Origin of the sequence: Curtobacterium sp. YC1 (assembly GCF_016267665.1) — a bacterium.
Taxonomy (GTDB): domain Bacteria; phylum Actinomycetota; class Actinomycetes; order Actinomycetales; family Microbacteriaceae; genus Curtobacterium.
Genome location: NZ_CP066341.1, coordinates 2826341 through 2844820, shown reverse-complemented (window position 1 = coordinate 2844820; position 18480 = coordinate 2826341). Strand labels below are relative to the sequence as shown.

At 71.8% G+C, this 18480-nt stretch carries 17 protein-coding genes; 16 read left to right on the top strand and 1 reads right to left on the bottom strand.

All coding sequences use genetic code 11. From position 1 onward, the window contains the following. Window positions 1-76 precede the first annotated feature (76 nt). Window positions 77-1393 carry a phosphotransferase gene (locus tag I8920_RS13370; protein ID WP_232832747.1) on the top strand — a complete coding sequence of 439 codons (1317 nt, stop codon included), beginning with the start codon at window positions 77-79 and terminating at the stop codon, window positions 1391-1393. Window positions 1394-1518: 125 nt separating this feature from the next. Here I8920_RS13370 and I8920_RS13365 read toward each other — a convergent pair whose 3' ends face one another. After that, window positions 1519-1875, bottom strand: coding sequence for a DUF1844 domain-containing protein (locus I8920_RS13365; protein ID WP_198656791.1), 357 nt, complete (start codon window positions 1873-1875; stop codon window positions 1519-1521). Between the two features lie 285 nt (window positions 1876-2160). Here I8920_RS13365 and infC point away from each other — a divergent pair, with 285 nt between their 5' ends. The 15 genes from infC (at window position 2161) to tyrS (ending at window position 18342) form a co-directional block, all read left to right on the top strand. Continuing rightward, complete coding sequence (infC, locus tag I8920_RS13360) at window positions 2161-2817, top strand: translation initiation factor IF-3 (RefSeq protein ID WP_198656790.1); 657 nt, start codon at window positions 2161-2163, stop codon at window positions 2815-2817. A gap of 61 nt (window positions 2818-2878) precedes the next feature. Next, window positions 2879-3073: a 50S ribosomal protein L35 gene (gene rpmI, locus I8920_RS13355; RefSeq protein WP_056120818.1), complete on the top strand. Its 195-nt coding sequence runs from the start codon at window positions 2879-2881 to the stop codon at window positions 3071-3073. 27 nt (window positions 3074-3100) lie between these two features. Next, window positions 3101-3484: a 50S ribosomal protein L20 gene (gene rplT, locus I8920_RS13350; protein WP_017887975.1), complete on the top strand. Its 384-nt coding sequence runs from the start codon at window positions 3101-3103 to the stop codon at window positions 3482-3484. 65 nt (window positions 3485-3549) lie between these two features. Beyond that, a complete protein-coding gene (locus tag I8920_RS13345) occupies window positions 3550-4407 on the top strand; it encodes a TrmH family RNA methyltransferase (protein ID WP_198656789.1) in 858 nt (285 codons plus the stop codon). A gap of 54 nt (window positions 4408-4461) precedes the next feature. After that, the gene (gene pheS, locus I8920_RS13340; RefSeq protein ID WP_198656788.1) at window positions 4462-5502 is read left to right on the top strand and encodes a phenylalanine--tRNA ligase subunit alpha; all 1041 of its coding nucleotides are present in this window, start codon (window positions 4462-4464) and stop codon (window positions 5500-5502) included. Next, window positions 5502-7994, top strand: a complete 2493-nt coding sequence (gene pheT, locus I8920_RS13335) for a phenylalanine--tRNA ligase subunit beta (RefSeq protein WP_198656787.1) — start codon at window positions 5502-5504, stop codon at window positions 7992-7994. Before pheS ends, pheT begins: the two co-directional genes overlap by 1 nt. A gap of 77 nt (window positions 7995-8071) precedes the next feature. Next, on the top strand, window positions 8072-9169 hold the full coding sequence (locus I8920_RS13330) for an N-acetyl-gamma-glutamyl-phosphate reductase (protein ID WP_198656786.1): 1098 nt from the start codon (window positions 8072-8074) through the stop codon (window positions 9167-9169). Then, entirely contained in the window at window positions 9166-10365 is a 1200-nt protein-coding gene (argJ, locus tag I8920_RS13325) for a bifunctional glutamate N-acetyltransferase/amino-acid acetyltransferase ArgJ (protein WP_198656785.1), read from the top strand. The genes I8920_RS13330 and argJ overlap by 4 nt, the downstream gene beginning before the upstream one ends. After that, window positions 10365-11393: an acetylglutamate kinase gene (gene argB, locus I8920_RS13320; protein WP_198656784.1), complete on the top strand. Its 1029-nt coding sequence runs from the start codon at window positions 10365-10367 to the stop codon at window positions 11391-11393. Before argJ ends, argB begins: the two co-directional genes overlap by 1 nt. After that, complete coding sequence (locus I8920_RS13315; RefSeq protein WP_198656783.1) at window positions 11390-12628, top strand: acetylornithine transaminase; 1239 nt, start codon at window positions 11390-11392, stop codon at window positions 12626-12628. The genes argB and I8920_RS13315 overlap by 4 nt, the downstream gene beginning before the upstream one ends. Beyond that, a complete protein-coding gene (gene argF, locus I8920_RS13310; protein WP_198656782.1) occupies window positions 12625-13548 on the top strand; it encodes an ornithine carbamoyltransferase in 924 nt (307 codons plus the stop codon). Before I8920_RS13315 ends, argF begins: the two co-directional genes overlap by 4 nt. A gap of 17 nt (window positions 13549-13565) precedes the next feature. Continuing rightward, window positions 13566-14759, top strand: a complete 1194-nt coding sequence (locus I8920_RS13305; RefSeq protein WP_198656781.1) for an argininosuccinate synthase — start codon at window positions 13566-13568, stop codon at window positions 14757-14759. A 73-nt stretch (window positions 14760-14832) separates the two neighbouring features. After that, a complete protein-coding gene (gene argH / locus I8920_RS13300; RefSeq protein WP_198656780.1) occupies window positions 14833-16269 on the top strand; it encodes an argininosuccinate lyase in 1437 nt (478 codons plus the stop codon). Further along, a complete protein-coding gene (locus tag I8920_RS13295) occupies window positions 16266-16964 on the top strand; it encodes a DNA-3-methyladenine glycosylase (protein ID WP_198656779.1) in 699 nt (232 codons plus the stop codon). The genes argH and I8920_RS13295 overlap by 4 nt, the downstream gene beginning before the upstream one ends. A gap of 64 nt (window positions 16965-17028) precedes the next feature. Continuing rightward, a complete protein-coding gene (gene tyrS / locus I8920_RS13290; protein WP_198656778.1) occupies window positions 17029-18342 on the top strand; it encodes a tyrosine--tRNA ligase in 1314 nt (437 codons plus the stop codon). Window positions 18343-18480: the final 138 nt, after the last annotated feature.

Genomic DNA, 18480 nt, shown 5'->3' with positions numbered 1-18480 from the left:
CTCACCGGCGATTGCCGGACCGCGTCCGGTGGCGCACTCGGCACCTCGACAGCACCCGGCGCGTACCTTCCGCTGCATGAGCGACGGAGCACGCAGCGCCCCCGAGACCCGAGCCCCCGACACCCGAGCCCCCGGCATCGACGCCCCCGACGCCGGCGCACCGAGCGACCACGACCTCGGCACCTGGATCGCCGACCGTCGGTGGTACGCCTCGAAGGGATCGGTGCCGCGGCTCCGCACCGTCTCGACGGACGCCGGGACCCGACTGGTGATCGACGACGCCCCCGCGGTCCCCGTCCTGTACCAGTCGCCGGTGACGACCGACGCCGACGGCTCGCTCGTCGACGCCACGACCGACCTCGGGTGGGTGTCGGCGCTCGCCGCACGTATCGACGCCTCGACCGACAGCCTCACCCCGATCGGCCGGGTCGTGGCCGCGCGGGTGCTCACCGGCGAGCAGTCGAACACCTCGGTCATCTGCGACACCGAGTCCGGCGAGCGCGTGATCATCAAGGTCTTCCGGGTCCTGCACCACGGCGACAACCCGGACGTCACCATGCAGCTCGCACTGACCGCGGCGGGCAGCACCCGCGTGCCCCGGGTGTACGGCGCCCTCCGTGCCGAGTGGCCCGACGTCGGCCGACCGGACGGCACCGCGAGCGGCCACCTGGCATTCGCGCAGGAGTTCCTGCCCGGCCTCGACGACGCCTGGCGCGTGGCCCTGCGGGAGGCGCAGGCCGGCACGCCCTTCGGCGACCGCGCCGAGCAGCTCGGTACCGCCCTGGCGGACGTCCACCGCACCCTCGCGACCGCCCTGCCGACGGAACCCGCGGACGCCGCCCGTCGTGACGCCGCCGTCGCCACCATGCACGACCGGCTCGAGACGGCCACGCGCGAGGCCCCGGCCGTCGCGGAGCACGCCGACGCGATCCGTGCCGTCTACGCGCGAGCCGCCGACGCCGTCTGGCCCGACCTGCAGCGCGTCCACGGCGACCTGCACCTCGGCCAGGTCCTCGCCGCACCGGACCCGCGCGGCTGGGTGTTCCTGGACTTCGAGGGCGAGCCCCTGCGTCCCCTCGACGAGCGCTCCCTGCCGGACGTCACCCTGCGCGACCTCGCCGGCATGCTCCGGTCGTTCGACTACGTGGCCGGAGCCCTGGCGCACGAGGCCGAGCCGGTCGACGCGGCGGCCTGGGCGGCCGACGCACGGGCGCGGTTCCTCCAGGGGTACCAGCGCGGCACGGGCGTCGACCTCGCCGACCACCGTGCCCTGCTCGACGCGTTCGAACTCGACAAGGCCGTCTACGAGGTCGTCTACGAGACCCGGAACCGCCCGGACTGGGTCGGCATCCCGTCGGCCGCGGTCGGACGCCTGGTCGGCGGCGCATCCTGACCGGCGCGACCGGTGGGTCCTGACTGACGCGACCGGCGCGTCCTGACCGACCCGACCCACCTGACGGACGGGAGGCACGGTGCCAGCCGGCACCGTGCCTCCCGTCCGTCAGGTGGTGACGCCCGTCAGTTGACGGGACCGGTGTACTTCTCGCCCGGGCCCTTGCCGGGGGCGTCGGGGATCGCCGACGCCTCGCGGAAGGCGAGCTGCAACGACCGCAGCCCGTCGCGGAGCGGGCGGGCGTGATGGTCGCCGATCTCGGTCGCGGCGGCCGTCACCAGGCCGGCGAGTGCGGTGATGAGCTTCCGCGCCTCGTCCAGGTCGGTCTGCTCCTGCGGGTCGTCGGCCAGGCCGACCTTCACGGCGGCGGCACTGAGCAGGTGCACCGCGACGGTGTTGATGAGCTCGACGGCCGGCACCTCCGCGATGTCCCTGGCGGCGTCGATGCCGATGCTGTCCTCGTCGGTCGGGGTGTCGCTCACGGTGCTCCTCTGCTAGGCTGTCCCGCGGCAGATGCTGTCCGTGTGCCCCCAGGTCTTCCTGAGAGCGTCCGGACGGTGTCACGAAAGAGGAGTCTCTCCCACCCGCGGCCGCGTTCCACCAGGCTACCGGGTCACCACCGCTCCGCGGGTGCACGTGCTGCACTCGTCGGTCGGGTCCGACGGGCCCGATGCAGGGCGGCTGCCGAACGGGTCGACATCCCGTGCGTCAGATCTCCTCTCTCGTGCTGTCGTCCAGGGCATACGCCCCGGACGGCCACCACCTGATTGAAGGAGCTCCGCATCACCGATCCCCGTACCAACGACCGAATCCGCGTTCCCGAAGTCCGACTCGTCGGTCCGCAGGGTGAGCAGGTCGGCGTCGTCCCGATCGCCATGGCACTGCGTCTCGCGCAGGAAGCCGAACTGGATCTGGTCGAGGTCGCGCCGAACTCGAAGCCGCCCGTGGCCAAGATCATGGACTACGGCAAGTTCAAGTACGAGGCCGCTCAGAAGGCCAAGGAAGCCCGTCGCAACCAGGTGAACACGGACCTGAAAGAGGTCCGTTTCCGCCTGAAGATCGACGTGCACGACTACGAGACGAAGCGCAAGCGCGCCGAGGGGTTCCTCCTCGGCGGCGACAAGGTGAAGGCGATGATCCTCTTCCGTGGCCGCGAGCAGTCGCGTCCGGAGCAGGGTGTGCGTCTCCTCCAGAAGTTCGCGGAGGAGATCGCCGAGTTCGGTGTCGTCGAGTCGCGTCCTACCCAGGACGGCCGCAACATGACGATGATCATCGCCCCGCTCAAGAACAAGTCCGACGTCAAGGGCGAGCAGAACGCCAAGCGTGCTGCACAGAAGGCCGAGCGCCGCGCTTCCGAGCACGCCGCCAAGGGCAAGCCGGAGGGCGAGGCCGCAGCCACGTCCACGGACGCCCCGGCCGAGTAGGTCCCCCGGACCGACCCCGCAACGACGCGGCCCCCCATCCATCCCACGGAAAGGCACCACCATGCCCAAGCAGAAGACCCACTCCGGGTCGAAGAAGCGCTTCAAGGTCACCGGTACCGGCAAGATCATGAAGCAGCAGGCCGGTATGCGTCACAACCTCGAGGTCAAGAGCGCCAAGCGCAAGGCCCGCCTGAACGAGGACCAGGTCCTCTCCAAGGCTGACGCGAAGAACGTCAAGAAGCTCCTCGGCCACTGAGCCCCCGGAACGTAAAGGAATAGTGCAATGGCACGAGTAAAGAGAGCGGTCAACGCCGCCAAGAAGCGCCGCGTCATCCTCGAGCGCGCCGAGGGCTACCGCGGCCAGCGTTCGCGCCTGTACCGCAAGGCCAAGGAGCAGGTCACCCACTCCCTCGTCTACGCGTACCGCGACCGTCACGCGAAGAAGGGCGAGTTCCGTCGCCTCTGGATCCAGCGCATCAACGCTGCGTCCCGTGCGAACGGCCTGACCTACAACCGCCTCATCCAGGGTCTGAACCTGGCCGGCGTCGAGGTCGACCGTCGCATCCTCGCCGACCTCGCCGTGAACAACCCGGAGACCTTCACCGCGCTCGTCGAGACCGCGAAGAAGGCCCTCCCGGCCGACACCTCGGCCCCGAAGGCCGCGTAGTCGGATCTCCTGCTCGCGAAACCCCCGCCGCACGGCGGGGGTTTCGTCGTTCCTAGACTTGGGTCGTGAGCGATCTCCTCGAGAACCCCCGTGCCGGACGCGTGAAGGCCGTCGCGGCCCTGGCCAAGAAGGACGTGCGGGCCGAGACCGGCCTGTTCCTGCTGGAGGGCCCGCAGGCGGTCCGTGAAGCGCTGGAGTACGGCCCGGAGCTGCTCCGGGAGCTCTACGTCACCCCGACGGCCGCCGCCCGCTACGGCCTCGACGACGCCCCGGTGGACACCTGGTTCGTGACGGAGCAGGTGCTGGACGCGATGGCCGACACCGTCACCCCGCAGGGCGTGGTCGCCGTCTGCCAGCAGTTCCCGACCTCCGTCAAGGACGTCTTCCCCGACCGTCGCGCTGGCGACGACGCCGGCCTGGAGGCCCGGGGTGCGTCCGACGAGCCCGACGCGTTGCCGGGACTGGTCGCCATCCTCGAGGAGGTGCGGGACCCGGGGAACGCCGGCACGATCATCCGCGCCGCCGACTCCGCCGGCGCCGACGCGGTCGTGCTGACCGGGCGCTCGGTCGACCCGTACAACCCGAAGGTCGTCCGGTCCACCACGGGCTCGCTGTTCCACGTGTCGGTGTCGGTCGGCGTCACCCTCGCCGACACGATCGGGCGGGCGAAGGCCCTGGGCTACACGGTGCTCGCGGCCGACGTCTCCGGCGACGACCTGCCGGTCGTCCGGGCCGAGGGCATGCTCGACGGTCCGACCGCGTGGGTCTTCGGCAACGAGGCCCGCGGGCTCACCGCCGAGGACCTCGCCCTCGTCGACCGGGCCGTGAAGGTGCCGATCTACGGGCAGGCGGAGTCGATGAACCTCGCGACCGCTGCGTCGGTGTGCCTGTACGAGTCGGCGTTCGCGCTCCGCACGGCGTAGGCGTCCGTCCGGTACAGGACGGCGGTATCCCAGGGGCCGGTAGGCTTGGGTCTCGTGTCAGAACCTCTCGAGATCAGCGAATCGGCCGTCGCCGACGCGGTGGACGCGGCCCTCGCTGCCGTCCGTGCCACGACGACGGTCGCCGAACTGAAGCAGGCCCGGTCCGAGCACACCGGTGAGCAGTCGCCGTTGGCCCGGATGAACGCGTCGATGCGCAGCGTGCCGCCGGAGCAGAAGGCCGCGGCCGGCAAGCTCGTCGGTCAGGCCCGTGGCCGGGTGAACGGGGCGATCGCCGAACAGGAAGCCGTCCTCGCCGTGGCCGAGGAACGCGCCCGGCTCGAGGCCGAGCGGGTCGACGTCACGGCACTGCCGACGCACCGCCCGACCGGGTCGCGCCACCCGCTGTCGCTCCTCAACGAGGACGTCGCCGACATCTTCGTCGGCATGGGGTGGGAGGTCGCAGAGGGGCCCGAGCTCGAGCACGAGTGGTTCAACTTCGACGCCCTGAACTTCGATCCCGACCACCCGGCCCGGGCGATGGCCGACACGATCTTCGTCGAGCCGGTCGACCGGCACCTGGTCATGCGCACGCACACGTCCCCGGTGCAGGTGCGGTCGCTGCTGTCCCGTGAGCTCCCGCTCTACGTCATCGCCCCGGGGCGCGTCTACCGTGCCGACGAGCTCGACGCCACGCACCTGCCGGTCTTCACCCAGGTCGAGGGCATCGCGATCGACAAGGGGCTGACGATGGCGCACCTGCGTGGCACGCTCGAGCACTTCGCGCGCCAGATGTTCGGCGCCGAGGCGCAGATCCGTCTCCGCCCCAACTACTTCCCCTTCACCGAGCCGAGCGCCGAGATGGACGTCTGGCAGCCGAACGCCAAGGGTGGCGCGCGGTGGGTCGAGTGGGGTGGCTGCGGCATGGTCAACCCGAACGTCCTGCGTGCCGCCGGCATCGACCCGGACGAGTACCAGGGCTTCGCCTTCGGCATGGGCATCGAGCGGACGCTGCAGTTCCGCAACGGCCTGAACGACATGCGTGACTTCCTCGAGGGCGACATCCGCTTCTCGCAGCAGTTCGGAACGGTGGTCTGATGCGCGTCCCACTCCGTTGGCTCGGTGAGTCCGTCGACCTGCCCGAGGACGTCACCCTCGAGCACGTCCACGCGGCACTCGTGTCGGTCGGCTTCGAGGAAGAAGCCGTGCACACGTTCGACCTGACCGGACCCGTCGTGGTCGGCCGGGTGCTCGAGCGCGTGCCCGAGCCGCAGAAGAACGGCAAGACCATCAACTGGTGCCAGGTGGACGTCGGCGAGGCCGAGCCGCGCGGCATCGTCTGCGGCGCGCACAACTTCGACGTCGGCGACCTCGTCGTCGTCACGCTGCCCGGCGCCGTGCTGCCCGGTCCGTTCCCGATCGCCGCCCGCAAGACCTACGGGCACGTGTCCGACGGCATGATCGCCTCGGCCCGCGAGCTCGGCCTGGGCGACGAGCACGACGGCATCCTGCGCTTCGCCGACCTCGGCATGGAGCCGGAGGTCGGGCAGGACGCCATCGCGCTCCTCGGCCTCGACGACGCCGCCGTCGAGATCAACGTGACCCCGGACCGCGGCTACGTCCTCAGCATGCGCGGCGTCGCGCGCGAGTACGCCCACGCCACCGGCGCCAGCTTCCGCGACCCGGTCGACCGCGTCGCGCCCCGCACCGCCGAGGGTTTCCGGGTCACGATCGACGACCAGGCCCCGACCCGCGGTCGGGTGGGCGCCTCCACGTTCGTCACGCGCGTCGTGCGGGGGATCGACCCGGCTGCGAAGACACCGTCCTGGATGGTGTCGCGTCTCGCACTCGCCGGTGTGCGGTCGATCTCGCTGCCCGTCGACATCACGAACTACGTCATGTTCGAGCTGGGCCAGCCCCTGCACGGCTACGACCTGCAGACCGTCCGCGGTGGGCTCGGTGTCCGCCGCGCAGCTGCCGGCGAGACCCTCGAGACACTCGACGGGACCGTCCGGACGCTCGACCCCGAAGACCTCGTCATCACCGACGACGACGGTCCCGTCGGCCTCGCCGGCGTGATGGGCGGAGCCCGCACCGAGATCTCGGCGAGCACGACCGACGTCCTCATCGAGGCCGCTGGCTTCGACCAGGTCTCGATCGCCCGCACCGCTCGGCGCCACAAGCTCCCCAGCGAGGCATCCCGTCGCTTCGAGCGCGGAGTCGACCCGCAGGTGGCCGAGGCCGCGGCGAACCGTGCCGTCGAGCTCCTCGTCGAGCTCGCCGGCGGTACGGCGGACGCCCTCGGGTCGACGCTCGTCGACACCGAGCCGCGGTCGACCGTCCCGATGCGCCTGTCCCGTCCGGCCGAGCTCGTCGGCGTCGAGTACACCGACGCCGAGGTCATCGAGACGCTCCGGGCGATCGGTGCGGCGGTCGAGGTCGACGGCGAACAGCTCGCGGTCACCCCGCCCACCTGGCGCCCCGACCTGACCGACGACACCACCCTCGTCGAGGAGGTCGCGCGCATCGTCGGCTACGACCGGATCCCGAGCGTGCTGCCCGTCGCCCCGCCCGGCCGCGGCCTCACCGTGCACCAGCGCGCCCGCCGCCGGGTCGCAGCGGCCCTCGCCGCGTCCGGTCTGGTCGAGGTGGTGACGGCGCCGTTCGTGTCCGCCGCCACCCAGGCCGCCTACCCCGGCATCGACCCGCAGGGTGGTCCGAGCGTCGTGCTCGCGAACGCCCTGGACAGCGAGCAGAACCTGCTCCGCCGCAGCGGTGTCCCCGCGCTGGTCGACGCCGCGCGCCGCAACGTGGCCCGCGGGCTGGTCGACGTCGCGCTCTACGAGACGTCACGGGTGTTCCTGCCGGAGACCGACGCGACCCTCGGCACCGACACCGTCCCCGCCGGTGCGGTCCGCCCCGACCGCGCCACGCTCGAGGCACTCGACGCGTCACTGCCCGCGCAGCCCTTCCACGTCGCCGCGCTCCTGACGGGCAACCGCGTCGTGAAGCAGCCGGGCGTGACGGCCGTGCCCTACGGCATCGCCGACGCGATCGACGCCGCGCACCAGATCGCGTGGGCCGTCGGCGTCGAGCTGACCGTCGCCCAGACCACCCACCCGTCGCTGCACCCGGGCCGCGCCGCGTCGCTGCTCGTGGACGGCACCGTCGTGGGCGTCGCCGGCGAACTCCTGCCCGAGCTGGCCGAGGCCGCCGTGCTGCCCCGCGTGGTGGCCGTCGTCGAACTCGACCTCGACGCCCTGGTCGGAGCCGCTCCGGAGCTCGTCGCCGTCGGACCGATCGTGTCCTACCCCGCGGCCACCCAGGACCTCTCGCTCGTCGTCGCGACGGAGGTGCCGGCCGGTGACGTCCTGGACGCCGTGCGCTCTGGCGCGGGAGACCTGTTGGAGTATGCTCGGCTCGTGGACGACTACCGGGGCACGGGCGTGGACGAGGGACAGAAGTCCCTGACGTTCGCCCTGCGGTTCCGCGCCACGGACCGCACGCTGACCGCTGCCGAGGCCACCGAGGCCCGCGACGGCGCAGTCCGACGTGCCGGCGAGCGATTCGGGGCGACCCTGCGCGACTGACCCACGACGGGATCAGCACCGCCCGGGGTCGCCGCCTCCGACTCCTCGACGACCAGTCCGACCAAAGGTGGAATCCCATGTCCGTATCCGTCGCCGTGGCGGGAGCGTCCGGCTACGCGGGCGGCGAGCTCCTGCGCGTGCTCTCCGCCCACCCCGAGTTCGACGTCAGGACGGTGACGGCGTTCTCGAACGCCGGACAGCCCCTGATCGCGACGCAGCCGCACCTCCGCTCGCTGTCGCACCTGACGCTCGTCGAGACCACGGCCGAGACCCTCCGCGGACACGACGTGGTGTTCCTGGCGCTGCCGCACGGACAGTCGGGGGCGATCACCGCCGAGCTCGGGGACGACACCCTCGTCGTCGACTGCGGCGCGGACCACCGGCTGACGGACCCGGCGGCGTGGGAGCGGTTCTACGGCGGCGAGTACTTCGGCGCCTGGACGTACGGGCTGCCCGAACTCCTGCTCGCGGCGCCCACGCCCGGCTCCGCCGAGGAGTGGCGGGACGTCGACGACATCGTCTCCCAGGGCAAGCAGCGTTCCGCCCTGGTCGGCACGAAGCGCATCGCGGTTCCCGGGTGCAACGTCACCGCGGTGACGCTCGGCATCCAGCCCGGTGTCCAGGCCGGCCTGGTCGAGTCGGACGACCTCGTCGCGGTGCTCAGCGTCGGCCCGAGCGGTGCCGGCAAGAAGCTCGCGAACACCTACCTGGCGGCGGAGATCATGGGGTCGGCGAGTGCGTACGCCGTCGGCGGTACCCACCGGCACGTCCCCGAGATCCAGCAGAACCTGCAGGTCGCCGGCGCAGCGGACGTGACGATCTCGTTCACGCCCGTGCTCGTGCCGATGGCGCGCGGCATCCTGGCAACCACCACCGCCAAGCTCTCGCCCGGCGTGAGCGCGCGCGACGTGCGACTCGCCTGGGAGCAGGCCTACGCCGACGAGCCCTTCGTGCACCTGCTGCCCGAGGGGGAGTTCCCGCGCGTCGCGGACACCATCGGCGCGAACACCGCACTCGTCGGCATCGCCGTCGACGAGGCCGCCGGTCGTGTCGTCGCGGTGAGTGCCCTCGACAACCTCGCCAAGGGCACGGCGGGCGCCGCCGTGCAGTCGGCGAACATCGCCCTCGGTCTCCCCGAGACCACGGGCCTCAGCGTGGACGGAGTCGCACCGTGACCGACGCAGGAACGACCACCCAGACCAAGCCGGGCCTCCAGGGCGTCACCGCGGCAGCGGGCTTCCGCGCTGCGGGCGTGACCGCCGGCCTGAAGGCGAGCGGCAAGCCCGACGTCGCACTCGTCGTGAACGACGGACCGGACGCCGCGGCGGCCGCGGTCTTCACCAGCAACCGCGCCCAGGCGCACCCGGTGATCTGGTCCCGCCAGGTCGTCGGTGACGGCGTCGCGCGCGCCGTCGTCCTGAACTCCGGCGGTGCGAACTGCTTCACCGGACCCTTCGGGTTCCAGACCACGCACATGACGGCCGAAGCGGTCGGCGACGCCCTCGGCATCGGTGCCGGCGACGTCGTCGTCTGCTCGACGGGCCTGATCGGCCGCGGTGACCAGACGTTCCGTGACGGCGTGCTGCGCGGTGTCGACCTGGCCAGCGCCGCGCTGGCGGCCGACGGCGGCCCCGACGCTGCGGTCGCGATCATGACCACGGACACGACGCCGAAGCAGTCCGTCGTGACCGAGGACGGCTGGACGGTCGGCGGCATGGCCAAGGGCGCCGGCATGCTGGCCCCCGGGCTCGCGACGATGCTCGTCGTGATCACGACCGACGCCGTGCAGACCGCGGAGCAGCTCGACCAGGCGCTCCGCGCGGCGACCCGCGTGACCTTCGACCGCGTCGACTCGGACGGCTGCATGTCGACCAACGACACCGTCGTGCTGCTGTCCTCCGGTGCGAGCGGGGTGACCCCCGAGGTCGGCGACTTCCAGGAGGCGCTGACCGCGGTGTGCGCGGACCTCGCCCGGCAGCTCCAGCAGGACGCCGAGGGCGCGAGCCACGACATCACGATCGAGGTCACCGGCGCGGTGTCCGAGGACGAGGCCGTCACGGTCGGGCGCAGCGTCGCCCGGAACAACCTGTTCAAGGCCGCGGTCTTCGGCAACGACCCGAACTGGGGTCGGGTGCTCGCGGCGATCGGCACGACCGACGCCGAGTTCGACCCGTACCAGGTGGACGTCAGCATGAACGGCGTCCGGGTCTGCCACGCGGGCGCGCCGGACGAGCCGAGCGACACCGTCGACCTGACCCCGCGTGACACCCACGTCCGCATCGACCTCGGGGTCGGCACGCACGCGGCGACGATCCTGACGAACGACCTCACGCACGACTACGTGCACGAGAACAGCGCGTACTCCAGCTGATGGGCGACCTGAGCAAGCAGGAAGAGCACGAGCTCGCCGCCGTCAAGGCCGCGACGCTCATCGAGTCGCTGCCCTGGCTGAAGCGGTTCTCGGGCAAGATCGTCGTCGTCAAGTTCGGCGGCAACGCCATGGTGAACGACGACCTCAAGCGCGCGTTCGCCGAGGACATGGTCTACCTGCGCTACGCCGGTCTGCACCCGGTCGTCGTGCACGGTGGCGGGCCGCAGATCTCCGCCGCGCTCAAGGAACAGGGCATCGAGTCCGAGTTCCGCGGCGGCTACCGCGTCACCACGACCGAGGCCATCACGGTCGTCCGCGACGTCCTGGCCGGCGAGGTGAACCGCGAGATCGTCGACCTGGTGAACGAGCACGGCGAGGGCCTGGCCGTCGGCGTGTTCGGCGACGGCGGTTCGCTGTTCACCGGCGAGCAGAAGGGCGTGGTCGTCGACGGGCAGGAGTACGACCTCGGGCACGTCGGGGACATCACCCACGTCGACCCGTCCGGGGTGCTCGCCGCGATCGAGGCCGGCCGGATCCCGGTGGTCTCGAGCATCGCGATCGACGACGCCCACCCGGACCAGGCGCTCAACGTGAACGCCGACGCCGCGGCCGGTGCGCTGGCGATCGCGCTCCGTGCGTCGAAGCTCATGATGCTCACCGACGTCCCCGGGCTGTACCGCAACTGGCCGGACCGCGACTCGATCGTCGACCTCATCGCCGTCGACGAACTCCGCGAGCTCCTGCCGACCCTCGAGTCCGGCATGATCCCGAAGATGACCGCGTGCCTCGACGCCGTGGTCGGCGGCGTCGGCGGTGCGACCATCATCGACGGCCGGATCCCGCACTCGATCCTGCTCGAGGTCTTCACCCTGCGGGGTGCGGGCACCGAGGTGATCCCGGACCCGAGCCGTCGCACCGAGAACCAGATGACCCACGCCGAGATCGGCCGACGCGTGGCGTCGCCGTCGATCGACAGCAGCACCGGCCAGCACGTGGCCGGCGCGACCGAGAAGGGACAGCAGCAGTGAGCACCGAGACGCAGACCCAGACCTGGAACGACCGGTTCGGGGCGTCGCTCATGCGATCCCTGACCCCGCCGAAGATCATGCTCGAGCGCGGCCAGGGCTGTCGCGTCTGGGACGTCGAGGGCAACGGGTACCTCGACTTCCTCGCCGGCATCGCCGTGAACTCCCTCGGGCACGCGCACCCCGCCCTGGTCGAGGCCGTCGCCGACCAGGCGGCCAAGCTCGTGCACGTGTCGAACTACTTCGCCACCCCGCCGCAGCTCGAGCTCGCCGAACGCCTCAAGCGCATCACCGGTGCGGGCGACGCCGGTCGCGTGTACTTCGGCAACTCCGGCGCCGAGGCGAACGAGGCCGCGTTCAAGCTGGCCCGCCTCAACAAGGGCGCAGACGGCACGAAGACGCGGATCGTCGCGCTCAAGCAGGGCTTCCACGGCCGGACGATGGGTGCCCTCGCGCTCACCGGCAAGCCCGCGCTGCAGCAGGACTTCCTGCCGATGGTGCCCGGCGTCGAGCACATCGACACCTCGGTCGAGGCGCTCGAAGCGTCGATCGACGACTCCGTCGCCGCCCTGATCCTCGAACCCATCAAGGGCGAGGCCGGCGTGGTCGACCTGCCCGAGGGCTTCCTGCTGGCGGCACGCCGACTGACCGCGGAGCACGGCGCACTGCTCATCCTCGACGAGATCCAGACGGGTGTCGGCCGGACGGGCAACTGGTTCGCGTTCCAGGGCCACGGGATCACCCCGGACGCCATCACGGTCGCCAAGGGCATCGCCGGCGGCTTCCCGATCGGCGCCCTCGTGACCTTCGGGTGGGCGTCCGACCTGTTCTCAGCCGGCCAGCACGGCTCGACCTTCGGTGGCAACCCGCTCGGCACCCGCGTCGCCAATGCCGTGCTCGAGGAGATCGAGCGCGCCGACCTGGTGGCGGGCGCCGTGGTCAAGGGCGAACGGATCCGTGAGGGCATCCGCGCGATCGGCTCCCCCCTGGTCGAGGAGGTCCGCGGCACCGGCCTGCTCATCGGGGTCGGTCTGACCGGCCCGGTCGGCCCCCTCGTCAACGCCGCGGCACTCGAACGCGGCCTCATCATCAACGCCCCCAACGAGTCGAGCCTGCGCATCGCGCCGCCGCTCATCGTGTCCGACGCCGAGATCGACGAGTTCCTGTCGATCCTCGGGCAGAGCCTGGCCGCGGTCGCCGCCGAGCAGGGCACCACCAGCCAGGAGACCTCCGCATGACCCGCCACTTCCTCCGGGACGACGACCTCAGCCAGGCCGAGCAGTCCGCGATCCTCGACATCGCGGACCGCATGAAGGCCGACCGCTGGGCCGAGCAGCCCCTGGCCGGGCCGCAGAGCGTCGCGGTCATCTTCGACAAGTCGTCGACCCGCACCCGGGTGTCCTTCCACGTCGGCATCTCGGACCTCGGCGGCAGCCCGCTCATCATCTCGACCGCCAACAGCCAGCTCGGCGGCAAGGAGACCCCCTCCGACACCGCCCGCGTGCTCGAGCGCATGGTCTCCGCGATCGTCTGGCGCACCTACGGGCAGGCCGGGCTCGAGGAGATGGCCGCCGGCACGACGGTCCCCGTGGTCAACGCGCTGTCCGACGACTTCCACCCCTGCCAGCTGCTGGCGGACCTGCTCACCATCCGTGAGCACCGCGGCACCCTCGCGGGTCAGACGGTGGCGTTCATCGGTGACGGCGCGAGCAACATGGCGCAGTCCTACCTGCTCGCCGGTGCGACGGCGGGCATGCACGTCCGCGTCGCGGCCCCGGCCGAGTTCGCCCCGTCGGCGCAGGTCGTCACCGACGCCGAGGACCGTGCCGCCGTGACCGGTGGGTCCGTCCTCGTCGTCACCGACCCGGTCGCGGCGGTCGCCGGTGCCGACGTCGTCGTGACGGACACCTGGGTGTCGATGGGCAAGGAGGCCGAGAAGCAGTCGCGCCTGGACACCTTCGCGGGGTACCGGGTCGACGACGCGCTCATGGCGCACGCCGCCGACGACGCCGTCTTCATGCACTGCCTGCCGGCCGACCGTGGCTACGAGGTGACCGCCGACGTCATCGACGGGCCGCGCAGCATCATCTGGGACGAGGCGGAGAACCGTCTGCACGCCCAGAAGGCACTGCTGGCCTGGCTGCTCGCCAACGACTAGCGGACCGGGGAACACCAGTGGCTGACCGCGTCGTCCTCGCCTCCTCCGGCGGTCTCGAGACCTCCGTCGGGATCGGCTGGCTGCGTGACGCCACCGGCAAGGACGTGGTGGCCCTCGCGGTGGACGTGGGCCAGGGCGACGACCTCGACGTGGTGCGGCAGCGGGCACTCGACTGCGGTGCCGTCGAGTCGCTCGTCGTCGACGCCAAGGACGAGTTCGCCGACGAGTACGTCGTGCCGGCGCTCCGGGCCAACGCGCTCCACCAGAAGCGGTACCCCCTGGTGTCCGCGCTGAGCCGACCGCTCATCGCCAAGCACCTCGCCCTGACGGCGAAGCAGCTCGGTGCCGACAGCGTCGCGCACGGGTGCACCGGCGTCGGCAACGACCAGGTCCGCTTCGCGGCCGCCGTCGCCGCGATCGCCCCGGACCTCCGGACCCTGGCGCCGGTGCGCGACCTCGGGCTGCACCGCGACCGGGCGATCGCCGCCGCACAGGAGCGCGGGCTCCCGGTCCCGCACGTCGAGTCCTCGCACCACTCGGTCGACCAGAACCTGTGGGGCCGCTCGGTGCAGTCCGTGGCGCTCGAGGACCCGTGGACCGCCCCCGCCGAAGCGCTCTACGCCTCCACGCACGACCCGGCCGTCCCGCAGCAGGCCGACGAGGTGACGATCACCTTCGACCGCGGCGTCCCCGTGGCGCTCGACGGCCAGCGCTTCAGCGTCCTGCGGCTCGTGCAGGAGCTCGACGCCGTCGCGGGCAAGCACGGCGTCGGACGCATCGACGTCGTCGAGGACCGCCTCACCGGCACGAAGTCGCGCGAGGTCTACGAGGCCCCGGCGGCCATCGCACTCATCACCGCCCACGAGGAGCTCGAGAGCCTGACCCTGGAGCGCGACGTCCTCCGCTACAAGCGCGGTGTCGAGGCGGAGTGGGCCGGCCTGGTCTACGACGGGCTGTGGTTCGGCGGCCTGAAGCGCGGTCTCGACGCCTTCCTCGAGCACACCCAGCAGCACGTCTCCGGCGACGTCCGGCTGCGGCTGCAGGGTGGTCGTGCCACCGTGACGGGCCGCCGCTCGGAGCAGAGCCTGTACGACTTCGACCTGGCGACGTCCGAGGCCGGCGACGAGCCCGACCGGTCCCCGGCCAGGGGCTTCACCGAGCTCTGGTCGCTGCCCGGCAGGATCACCGCCCGCCGCGACGCCGCGAACTGACCCCCATCGCCACCCGCGGCGACGCGGCACAGAACTGACCCTCATCCAGCACCACCGAACGACGCAGGACGACATGACCGACGACAAGACCGACGCCACCAACACCGGTGCCCTGTGGGGCGGCCGCTTCGCCGACGGCCCGAGCGCCGCCCTCGCCGCGCTCTCGAAGTCGACGCACTTCGACTGGCAGCTCGCCCCCTACGACATCGCCGGCTCCCGTGCCCACGCCCGCGCGCTCCACACCGCCGGCTACCTGACGGCCGACGAACTCGAGCGCATGCTCGCCGGCCTCGACCGGCTCGAGGCCGCGCACGCCGACGGCACGCTGCAGCCCGACGACACCGACGAGGACGTCCACGGCGCACTGGAACGCCTGCTCATCGCCGACCTCGGCCCCGAGCTCGGCGGCAAGCTCCGCGCCGGCCGCAGCCGCAACGACCAGATCGCCACCCTCGGTCGCATGCACATGCTCGACCACGGGCGGCGCATCGGCCGGCTCGTGATCGACCTCGTCGACGCGATCACCCAGCAGGCGACCGAGCACCCCGACGCGATCATGCCCGGGCGCACGCACCTGCAGCACGCACAGCCCGTCCTCCTCGCGCACCACCTGCTCGCGCACGCATGGCCCCTGGTCCGCGACCTCGAGCGGCTTCGCGACTGGGCAGGACGCGCGAGCGTCAGCCCGTACGGTGCCGGTGCCCTGGCCGGCAGCTCGCTCGGTCTCGACCCGTCCGCCATCGCTGCCGAGCTCGGGTTCGACCGCCCGGCCGACAACTCGATCGACGCGACCGCCGCCCGTGACGTCGTCGCCGAGTTCGCGTTCGTCCTGGCGCAGATCGGCATCGACGTCTCGCGACTGTCGGAGGAGGTCATCCTCTGGAACACGAAGGAGTTCGGCTTCGTCCGGCTCCACGACGCGTTCTCGACCGGCTCGAGCATCATGCCGCAGAAGAAGAACCCGGACATCGCCGAGCTCGCGCGCGGCAAGTCCGGTCGGCTCATCGGCAACCTGACGGGCCTGCTCGCGACCCTCAAGGGGCTGCCGCTCGCCTACAACCGCGACCTGCAGGAGGACAAGGAGCCGGTCTTCGACTCGGTCGCCACGCTCGAGGTGCTGCTGCCCGCCTTCACCGGCATGATCGCGACACTGACCTTCGACACCGAGCGGATGGCCGAGCTCGCCCCGCAGGGCTTCTCGCTCGCCACGGACGTCGCCGAGTGGCTGGTCCGCCAGGGCGTGCCGTTCCGCGACGCCCACGAGGTCTCCGGCGCACTGGTCCGGTACTGCGAGGAGCGCGGGCTCGAGCTCGACCAGCCCACCGACGACGAGTACCGCGCGGTGTCCGAGCACCTCACCCCGCAGGTGCGGGGCGTCCTGACGATCGAGGGCAGCGTCGCGTCGCGTTCCGGCGTCGGTGGCACGGCTCCCGACCGGGTGGCCGATCAGCTCGCCGCGTTCACGCGGCGTGTGCACGACCTGGCCGAGGGCGCGCCCTTCTCCCGATGACCGCCGGGATCGACGCCCTCCTCGCCGAGGTGGCCCCGATCGCCGCGCCGGCCCTGCTCGGTGCGACGATCGCCGGCCGGGGCGTGACGCTGCGCATCACCGAGGTCGAGGCCTACTCCGGCCCCACCGACCCCGGCTCGCACGGGCACCGCGGTCCGACACCGCGCAACCGCCACCTGTTCGGACCGCCCGGGACCCTGTACGCCTACCGGTCGTACGGCATCCACACGTGCGTCAACGTGGTGAGCGGACCAGTGGGGACGTCGTCGGGATCGCTGCTCCGCGGTGCGGAGGTGGTCGACGGCCTCGACGTGGCACGAGCGCGTCGTGGCCCGGCCGTCGACGACGTCGCGTTGGCGCGGGGGCCCGGCAACCTCGGCGGCGCCCTCGGTGCCGTCCTCGGCGAGGACGACGGCACGTCACTGCTCGACGGCTCCGGCCCGTTCGTGCTCACCCTGGCACCTGGTCTGGAGGCGCGGATCGCCTCCGCCGGTCCGGCTCCCGTGATCGACGCGCTCCTGTCCGAGACCGTTCCCGCCCCCGGCGGGGGCGGTCCGGTGCCGCGGATCTCGCGCGGGCCGCGCACCGGCGTCGGCGGCATCGCCGGCGGGGTGCGGTACCCCTGGCGCTTCTGGTTGACGGGCGACCCGACGGTCTCGGCGTACCGACGGCACAAGGGCGCCGTCGACTCATGAACGCGACCACGGGCCTCCCGGCCGAGCGCGCCTGCCGGACGTCCGTCGCCGCTACGATGGCGGGGTGTCCAGTGCTCCCGCCCACGACGTCCTGACGCGCCAGCAGAACGATCCCACCTTCGACTCGGTGTGGGACGAACTGCGGTGGCGTGGCCTGGTGCAGGTCTCGACCGACGAGGCCGCGCTGCAGGCGGCCCTCGACGGTGATCCGATCACGTACTACTGCGGCTTCGACCCGACCGCGCCGTCGCTGCACTGCGGCAACCTCCTGCAGCTCCTGACCATGCGCCGGCTGCAGCTCGCCGGACACAAGCCACTCGCGCTGGTGGGCGGGTCGACCGGGCTCATCGGCGATCCCCGCCCCACGGCGGAGCGGACGCTGAACACCCCGGAGACCGTGGCCGAGTGGGTGTCCCGGCTGCAGGCCCAGGTGTCCCGGTTCCTCAGCCCCGACGGCGACAACGGCGTCCGCCTGGTGAACAACCTCGACTGGACCGCACCGATGTCGGCGATCGACTTCCTGCGTGACGTCGGCAAGTACTTCCGCGTCAACTCGATGCTCAAGAAGGACGCGGTCGCGGCCCGACTGAGCTCCGACGCCGGGATCAGCTACACCGAGTTCAGCTACCAGATCCTGCAGGGGCTCGACTACCGCGAGCTCTTCCGGCAGTACGGGTGCACGCTGCAGACCGGCGGGTCGGACCAGTGGGGCAACCTGACCTCGGGCACCGAGCTCATCCGTCGTTCCGAGGGGGCGACGGTCCACGCCCTCGGCACGCCCCTGATCACCAACGCCGACGGCACGAAGTTCGGCAAGAGCGAGGGCAACGCGATCTGGCTCGACGCCGAGATGACGTCGCCGTACGCGCTCTACCAGTTCTGGCTCAACACGGCGGACGCCGACGTGGTCGCACGTCTCCGTGAGTTCACGTTCCTGACCCGGGCCGAGATCGAACGGCTCGAGCAGGCCGTCGCCGACGAGCCCTTCCGACGGGAGGCCCAGCGGACCCTGGCGTTCGAGGTCACCTCGCTCGTGCACGGGGTCGCCGCGACGCAGGCGGCGATCGATGCCGCGGCGGCGCTGTTCGGCAACGGAGACCTCGGTGCGCTCGACCCGGACACCCTGCGGTCCGCGATCGCGGAGCTGCCCGGTTCGGCGACGCTCGATCCCGGTGCCGACGTGGCGCGGGCGCTCGTGGAGACCGAACTCGTGAAGTCCCTCGGCGAGGCCCGTCGTGCGATCGACCAGGGCGGCGTGTACGTCAACAACGTCCGAGCCGACGATCCGGCCGCCCCGCTGTCCGACCTCGCCCTGCCCGGGGGAGTGCTCGTGCTGCGCCGGGGCAAGAAGACCCTGGCCGGTGTGACGCTCGGCTGATCGCCGTTTCCTCGATCCCTCGCGATGCCCGGTTCCCCTGTGGAACCGGGCATCGCTGCGTGCGGGCGACGCGTGTTGCACAACGCGACACGCCCGGGATGGGGGCAGGCTTGGCGCACTCGCTCAGGGCTGCGTATA